At 38.1% G+C, this 7,009-nt stretch carries 8 protein-coding genes; all 8 read left to right on the forward strand.

Features of this window, described 5'->3' with window-relative positions:
* Positions 1-206: 206 nt before the first annotated feature.
* The 8 genes from nrdR (at position 207) to V6256_RS14490 (ending at position 6,589) form a co-directional block, all read left to right on the forward strand.
* Positions 207-656, forward strand: a complete 450-nt coding sequence (gene nrdR, locus V6256_RS14455) for a transcriptional regulator NrdR (protein WP_341598962.1) — start codon at positions 207-209, stop codon at positions 654-656.
* 15 nt (positions 657-671) lie between these two features.
* Complete coding sequence (ribD, locus tag V6256_RS14460) at positions 672-1,811, forward strand: bifunctional diaminohydroxyphosphoribosylaminopyrimidine deaminase/5-amino-6-(5-phosphoribosylamino)uracil reductase RibD (RefSeq protein WP_341598964.1); 1,140 nt, start codon at positions 672-674, stop codon at positions 1,809-1,811.
* A 1-nt stretch (position 1,812) separates the two neighbouring features.
* A complete protein-coding gene (locus tag V6256_RS14465) occupies positions 1,813-2,475 on the forward strand; it encodes a riboflavin synthase (protein ID WP_341598965.1) in 663 nt (220 codons plus the stop codon).
* A 69-nt stretch (positions 2,476-2,544) separates the two neighbouring features.
* Complete coding sequence (gene ribBA, locus V6256_RS14470) at positions 2,545-3,651, forward strand: bifunctional 3,4-dihydroxy-2-butanone-4-phosphate synthase/GTP cyclohydrolase II (protein ID WP_341598966.1); 1,107 nt, start codon at positions 2,545-2,547, stop codon at positions 3,649-3,651.
* A 62-nt stretch (positions 3,652-3,713) separates the two neighbouring features.
* A complete protein-coding gene (gene ribH / locus V6256_RS14475) occupies positions 3,714-4,181 on the forward strand; it encodes a 6,7-dimethyl-8-ribityllumazine synthase (RefSeq protein ID WP_341598968.1) in 468 nt (155 codons plus the stop codon).
* A 5-nt stretch (positions 4,182-4,186) separates the two neighbouring features.
* Complete coding sequence (gene nusB, locus V6256_RS14480) at positions 4,187-4,615, forward strand: transcription antitermination factor NusB (protein WP_341598973.1); 429 nt, start codon at positions 4,187-4,189, stop codon at positions 4,613-4,615.
* Between the two features lie 89 nt (positions 4,616-4,704).
* On the forward strand, positions 4,705-5,424 hold the full coding sequence (locus V6256_RS14485; RefSeq protein WP_341598970.1) for a DUF445 domain-containing protein: 720 nt from the start codon (positions 4,705-4,707) through the stop codon (positions 5,422-5,424).
* Between the two features lie 223 nt (positions 5,425-5,647).
* Positions 5,648-6,589: a DMT family transporter gene (locus V6256_RS14490; protein ID WP_341598972.1), complete on the forward strand. Its 942-nt coding sequence runs from the start codon at positions 5,648-5,650 to the stop codon at positions 6,587-6,589.
* The last annotated feature ends 420 nt before the right edge of the window (positions 6,590-7,009 follow it).

The raw sequence follows: 7,009 nt of genomic DNA on the forward strand, positions 1-7,009 counted from the left end.
TCATTTTTCCTGCGCAAAATTTAGATCACTTATTTAATATAATTGGTATTAATATATTGAGCGAAGTATCGTTATACCTTGTCTTTTTATAATATTCTCTTTATTAACGGCGATTTAAACCTTAAATTATGTTAAGTTAGCTGTCTTTTTTATCCTGGTTTTTAATTAGATCTAGGGTTCGTTTTTATTACAGAGAGAAATACATTATGTTTTGTCCTTTTTGTAGTGCACAAGATACTAAAGTTATCGACTCACGCCTTGTTTCAGATGGTTCGCAAGTACGTCGCCGCCGTGTGTGTAATGACTGTAATGAACGATTTACAACTTTCGAATTAGCTGAATTGATTATGCCGCGACTAATTAAGTCAGATGGCAGTAGAGAACCTTTTAATGAAGAAAAGTTATTAGTCGGTATCAACATCGCGTTAGAAAAGCGCCCGGTTAGTATTGAATCTGTAGAAAGTGCCGTTCATAAGTTAAAATCAACATTACGTGCAACGGGTGAGCGTGAAGTACCTTCTAAAATGGTGGGGGAACTGGTTATGGATTTACTAAAAGGGTTAGATAAAGTTGCTTATATCCGTTTTGCCTCAGTTTATCGCGCCTTTGAAGATGTAAAAGAATTTGGCGAAGAAATTGCCAAGTTAGATAAATAATAAAGATAAAAAGTTATGCCATTTACTCAAACAGATCAAAAATACATGCAGCGTGCTATCGAGCTCGCTAAGAAAGGACGCTTTACAACGTCACCAAACCCTAATGTTGGTTGTGTGATTACCCTGAATGATGAGATTGTTGGCGAAGGCTTTCATTTAAAAGCGGGAGCTGGTCATGCTGAAGTAAATGCTTTGGCAATGGCGAAAGAAAAGTCATTAGGTGCGACATGTTATGTGACACTAGAGCCTTGCTCTCATTTTGGACGCACGCCACCTTGCGCATTAGCATTAGTTAAAGCTGGCGTAAAACGTGTGGTTATCGCGATGGTCGACCCGAACCCTAAAGTTGCAGGGCGTGGAATCTCTATTTTAGAAGAAGCTGGTATTATTGTTGAGGTGGGTTTACTAACGGCACAAGCTGAACAGCTGAATCTTGGCTTTATTACTCGTATGAAATTTAAACGCCCACGTATCACTGTTAAAATGGCATCTAGCCTAGATGGTAAAACAGCGCTTAAAAACGGCGAAAGCAAATGGATAACAGGTAAAGCAGCACGTGCAGATGTGCAGTATTTTAGAGCGCAACAAAGTGCCATTTTAACAGGTATTAATACCGTATTATTGGATAACCCAAGCTTAAATGTTCGTTATCAGGAACTGATCAATAGCCCTCAAATAACACCAGAGCTATTACCTGAAGCGAATGTACGACAGCCGATACGCATCCTCTTAGATTCTAATAATAAACTAACACTTCAAGAACACTTATTTAGTTTGCCGGGCAAAGTACTGATTGTGTCTTTAACAGCGCGAGATAGATCTGATTTTGATTTATGTACTGCTGATGTAGAGCAGATCATTTGCCCTAAAAATGACCTTAACAAAATTGATCTCCATGAACTGATGTCTCTTTTAAACCAATATGAAATTAATGACTTATGGGTAGAGGCGGGCGCAACATTAGCTGGCGAATTATTTAAATGTGACTTAGTTGATGAATTTATCTTATATCAAGCTATAAAATTGATGGGAGATCAAAGCAGAAGTTTAGTAAACTTACCCCATTTTTCAACCATGAACGATATTATCAAACTTAAGCTACAATCAGTTGTGCAAATTGGTGATGATATTCGTTTAATTAATCATCGAGAATAATATGTTTACAGGCATTGTTGCTGCAGTAGGAAAAGTAACTGCAATTCAGAACAACGAAAAAGATATGACGATTACCGTGAACGCCGGTGAGCTAGATATGCATGACGTAAAACTTGGCGATAGTATTGCTAATAATGGCGTCTGTTTAACAGTAACGCGTTTGAGCTCAGATAGTTTTGATGTTGACCTTTCTCATGAAACATTGCGTCTAAGTGGCTTTTCTAATATTCAACCTGGTTATTTGGTTAATTTAGAAAAAGCAATGCAGATGAACGAACGCTTTGGTGGCCATATTGTGAGTGGTCACGTTGATGGTGTGGGCGAAGTCACTAGTATTACTCCTGTGGGTAATGCCGTAGAATATTGGATAAAAGCACCGAGTGAATTGGCTAAATATATTGCTAAGAAGGGCTCTATTACTGTTGATGGGATTAGCTTAACAACCAATGATGTTGATGGCTCAAGTTTTAAATTAACCATTATTCCACATACCATTAGCCAGACAACGATACAGCAATACGCTGTTGGCTCGCGTGTTAATTTAGAAGTCGATGTTATTTCTCGTTATTTAGAACGTCTAATGCTGGGCGAGCAAGCTGCCGAGCCAAATAAAAAACAACAATCAACAATGGAACTCCTCGCTAAAAGTGGTTTCATGGGCTAGCCCTATCTTAGAAGAAGGTTGCTCAAAAGCAGGTAGATAGCACAGTCATAAAAAATTTAAGGGTAGAGAATGAAATTAAATACAAGTGCAGAAATAATTGAAGATATCCGCTTAGGTAAAATGGTTATCTTAATGGATGATGAAGATCGTGAGAATGAAGGCGACTTAATCATGGCTGCTGATATGGTAACGCCTGAAGCAATTAACTTTATGGCAAAATACGGCCGTGGTTTGATTTGCTTAACATTAACCGCTGAGCGTTGTGAGCAACTTAAATTACCATTAATGGTAGAAGATAATACCGCGGCATTTTCAACTAACTTTACAGTTTCTATCGAAGCCGCAGAGGGCGTGACAACGGGTATTTCGGCAGCAGATCGTGCGGTAACAGTATTAGCGGCGATAGCAAAAGATGCCAAACCGACTGATATCGTTATGCCAGGCCATATTTTCCCTTTAAAAGCACAAAATGGTGGCGTATTAACACGTGCAGGACACACAGAAGCAGGTTGTGACTTAGCACGCTTAGCGGGCCGTGAACCAGCAGGGGTGATTGTTGAAATCTTAAACGAAGATGGAACAATGGCTCGTCGCGCTGACCTAGAAATCTTTGCTAAAGAACATGGCATCAAATTAGGGACCGTTGCAGACTTAATTGAATATCGTAATAATAACGAAACGACTATTGAACGTGTAAATCAATGTAAATTACCGACTGAGTTTGGTGAATTTGATCTTATCGCTTATCAAGATACAATTGATAAACAAGTCCATTTTGCACTGGTTAGCGGTGAAGTTAAAGCAGGCGAAACAACCAATGTTCGTGTGCACCTGCAAAATACTTTTGCCGATAACTTTTTCTCTGATCGCTTAGCGCCGCGTACATGGCCGATGCATACTGCATTAGAGCGATTAGCAAAAGAAGGTGGCGTATTAGTTATGCTTGGTCATCAGGAAACAGCTGAATCATTGTTAGAGCAAGTTAACTATATCAGTCAAGAAGATGCGGGAGAGCGAGTGGCTGCTAAAGCACAAGGAGCAAGTCGTCGTGTTGGTGTTGGCTCACAAATCTTACGTGATTTAGGCGTTCAAAAAATGGCTTTATTTAGTTCACAGAAAAAATACCATGCATTATCTGGTTTTGGACTAGAAGTAGTTGAATATATCACTGAATAAACAGTGTCTATAAAGAAATGAAATGTGTTAGAATGCACAAAATTTTGAATTAAGGGTAGAAAATGAAAATTATTGAAGGTGGCTTAGCCGCTCCAGACGCTAAAATCGCAATCGTGATCTCTCGCTTTAACAGCTTTATTAATGAGCAATTATTAGCAGGTGCTGTTGATACCCTTAAACGTACAGGACAAGTATCTGATGATAACATTACAGTCGTTCGTGTACCGGGTGCAGTTGAGTTACCATTAGCGACTAAGCGTGTTGCAGCTTCTAACAAGTTTGATGCAATCGTTGCATTAGGCTGTGTTATACGTGGCGGAACACCTCACTTTGATCTTGTAGCAAATGAATGTAACAAAGGGTTAGCGCAAGTATCACTAGAGTTTACAGTACCGGTTGCATTTGGTGTACTAACAACAGACTCTATTGACCAAGCAATTGAACGTGCTGGCACTAAAATGGGTAACAAAGGTAGCGAAGCTGCTTTAGGTGCGCTAGAAATGGTTAATGTAATGGCGGAATTAGGTTAATGGCTATGAAACCAGCTGAACGTCGTCGTGCACGTCAATTTGCCGTACAAGCTATTTACCAATGGCAACTTACGCAAGCCGGAACAACTCAAATTATGGAAGAGTTTGCAGTTGATCAAGATATGTCTAAAACAGATGTACCTTATTTCAAAGAGCTATTAATCGGTGTTGTAAAAAATGTTGATTCAATAGATGACAAGTTATCGCCTTACCTTTCTCGTAAAATTAGCGATGTTGATAAGGTTGACCTTGCGGTATTGCGTTTAGCTATGTTTGAACTAACTTATCGTACTGATGTTCCGCATAAAGTGGTACTCAATGAAGCGATTGAATTAGCAAAAGATTTTGCAACTGACGAATCATACAAATTTGTTAATGGTGTACTTGATAAAGCACTACGTAGTTTAAAACTACGTGAAGATATTTCAAAATAGTTGTAAATCTTATTTTGAGGTATTAAATCCAGTTATTTATAACTGGATTTTTTTTGGGTAAAAATTGAGTGATAGAGAAGGGGAGATAAATGAATAAAAGCTTTATTACAAACTTTATTGCCGCGCTGATTTTAGCGGTCGGTTTATTGTTAGGAGAAAGCCAATTGTCGGCTATTCTAACGATGGTTGGGTTATTTGCCTTATCGGGCGCATTAACCAATTGGCTCGCTATTTTTATGTTATTTGAAAAGATTCCTTTCTTATATGGATCAGGTGTCGTACCTGCTCACTTTGAAGAATTTAAATCAGGTATACGTAACTTAATGATGCAGCAATTCTTTACGGCTGAAAATGTAGAGCGATTTTTATCTGCAGGAAGTTTATCATCCGCTCAGTTTAACTTGAAACCGGTTATCGAAAAGGTCGATTTAAATCCAACTTACGACGGGTTAGTAGAAGTTATCTTAAACTCTTCTTTTGGTGGCATGCTTGGAATGTTTGGTGGCGAAGAGGCACTTAAACCATTAAGAGAGCCTTTCATTAAGCATATGAAATCATCAATCATTGATTTAACTGAAAAGGAAGATTTCTTAACGTTATTGAAAAATGAGATGGAACAGCCAGACATGATGCAGGATATTCTGACTAAAATTGAACAGATTATCGAGCAACGTCTTAATGAATTAACCCCTTTACTGGTAAAAGAAATAATACAAGCAATGATCAAAAAACATCTAGGTTGGTTGGTTGTATGGGGTGGTGTATTTGGCGGCTTAATAGGCTTAGCTAGCGCACTTATTGTTTCTTAAGTTATTTAATAAAACAAGTCTGCTATTACGGTCGGTTTTCTATCCTAGAACGGCCGTTTTATAAAATTCCCAATTTACCATTCTATTTGTCCTAACATCAAAACAAGATATTTCACTTATCACAGCGATAAATTTTATAATTTACGCACAACTTGATTAGACATTATCTTCAAAAGCTGTTGATATAATTAACTTCCCTATTTTAAAGTGTAATGAGCTTAATATGCAGAATACAGTATTTAACCCATATAAAACCTTCCTACTGACCAGTTTTGCATTAATTGCTTTTGCTGCAAATTCTGTATTTTGTCGTTTAGCATTAGGAGATCAGCAAGTTGATGCCGGTAGTTTCACTGTGATCAGGTTACTATCCGGTAGTATTTTCTTAGGTTTATTTCTAGCCGTTAAGCACTTTATTGTGGACCCTAAAAAAGCGAACAGAGCTGAAATAGATAATCAGCCTTCAACAATCGATAAAAAGAGCACGGGGAGTTGGCTTAACGCGACATGGTTATTTATTTATGCCATGACCTTTTCCTATGCTTATATTCAATTGGATACGGCAACAGGTGCATTGGTGTTATTTGCCACGGTACAAGTGACTATGTTGCTTAGCCGTGTGTTAAAAGGGCATTTATTAACAAGAGCTGAATTAATTGGTTTGATTTTAGCGGTTGCAGGTTTTGTTTTTTTACTGGCACCACAACTCTCTAGTCCATCACTGATTGCATTTGCTCTAATGTGTTTATCTGGTATTAGTTGGGCATTTTATACCTTAGCGGGTAAAGAAAGCTTAGATCCTACCGCTGATACTATTTTTAATTTTTTCCGAACATTACCTTTTATTATTCTCTTTGCGGTGATCAATATCGATGCCACTTTCTTAACCTTAGAGGGCGTGCTGTACGCTATTTTATCCGGTGTATTCGCATCTGCTTTAGGTTATTTATTATGGTATCAAGCATTAACGGCATTACGTCATAATGTTGCTGCTGTAGTGCAGTTATTAGTACCTGTATTAGCTGCTGTGGCGGGCTTTATCTTTCTCGAGGAAAGTGTGTCGGCAGTGTTTGTAATTTCCAGTGTGATAATTCTAAGCGGTATTTTATTAGTGATTAAGAATCCTGAGCTTAAGTTTTCTACAGCTATAAAATATGAGAAGTAATAGTAATTAGGTTAAATAAGTAAAATCGAACAGTTAATTAACGTGATTAGTATAAGCTAACTTTTAATTTGCGATGGGCATGTTTAAGGTCTGGTATTTGCAGCCCGATCATCTATTTTTAATGGTGATGATTGAAGTGAAGTCGTTTAAGTTATTAGCAAAATTAAATTTGTTATGCACTGAGAAAGGAATTGTAAGAGAAGCGCTCTTTTCACCCTTCGAGGCCTTCGCTTAAATAGATACTGACCCATTTATTAACGCTAGGTCTACTCACTTTCAGGAACCTTGCTTTGATTTTGGTGCGGTGGGCGAATTAAGCGCGAGCTTAGTATCATTAGCGGAGGAGCTCTGCGACTTCTTTTTATGAACCTTGTTTTGACTTTGGGGCGGTGGCTTCAGCCTCCCTTGTAGATGCAGTTA

This window comes from Psychromonas aquatilis (assembly GCF_038155185.1).
GTDB classification, from domain to species: Bacteria; Pseudomonadota; Gammaproteobacteria; order Enterobacterales; family Psychromonadaceae; genus Psychromonas; species Psychromonas aquatilis.

Bases quoted from the DNA above. Each gene is read 5' to 3' on its own strand.
- ribD (WP_341598964.1), top strand. From the start codon at position 672: ATGCCATTTACTCAAACAGATCAAAAATACATGCAGCGTGCTATCGAG.
- ribBA (WP_341598966.1), top strand. From the start codon at position 2,545: ATGAAATTAAATACAAGTGCAGAAATAATTGAAGATATCCGCTTAGGT.
- nusB (WP_341598973.1), top strand. From the start codon at position 4,187: ATGAAACCAGCTGAACGTCGTCGTGCACGTCAATTTGCCGTACAAGCT.
- nrdR (WP_341598962.1), top strand. From the start codon at position 207: ATGTTTTGTCCTTTTTGTAGTGCACAAGATACTAAAGTTATCGACTCA.
- V6256_RS14465 (WP_341598965.1), top strand. From the start codon at position 1,813: ATGTTTACAGGCATTGTTGCTGCAGTAGGAAAAGTAACTGCAATTCAG.
- ribH (WP_341598968.1), top strand. From the start codon at position 3,714: ATGAAAATTATTGAAGGTGGCTTAGCCGCTCCAGACGCTAAAATCGCA.
- V6256_RS14485 (WP_341598970.1), top strand. From the start codon at position 4,705: ATGAATAAAAGCTTTATTACAAACTTTATTGCCGCGCTGATTTTAGCG.
- V6256_RS14490 (WP_341598972.1), top strand. From the start codon at position 5,648: ATGCAGAATACAGTATTTAACCCATATAAAACCTTCCTACTGACCAGT.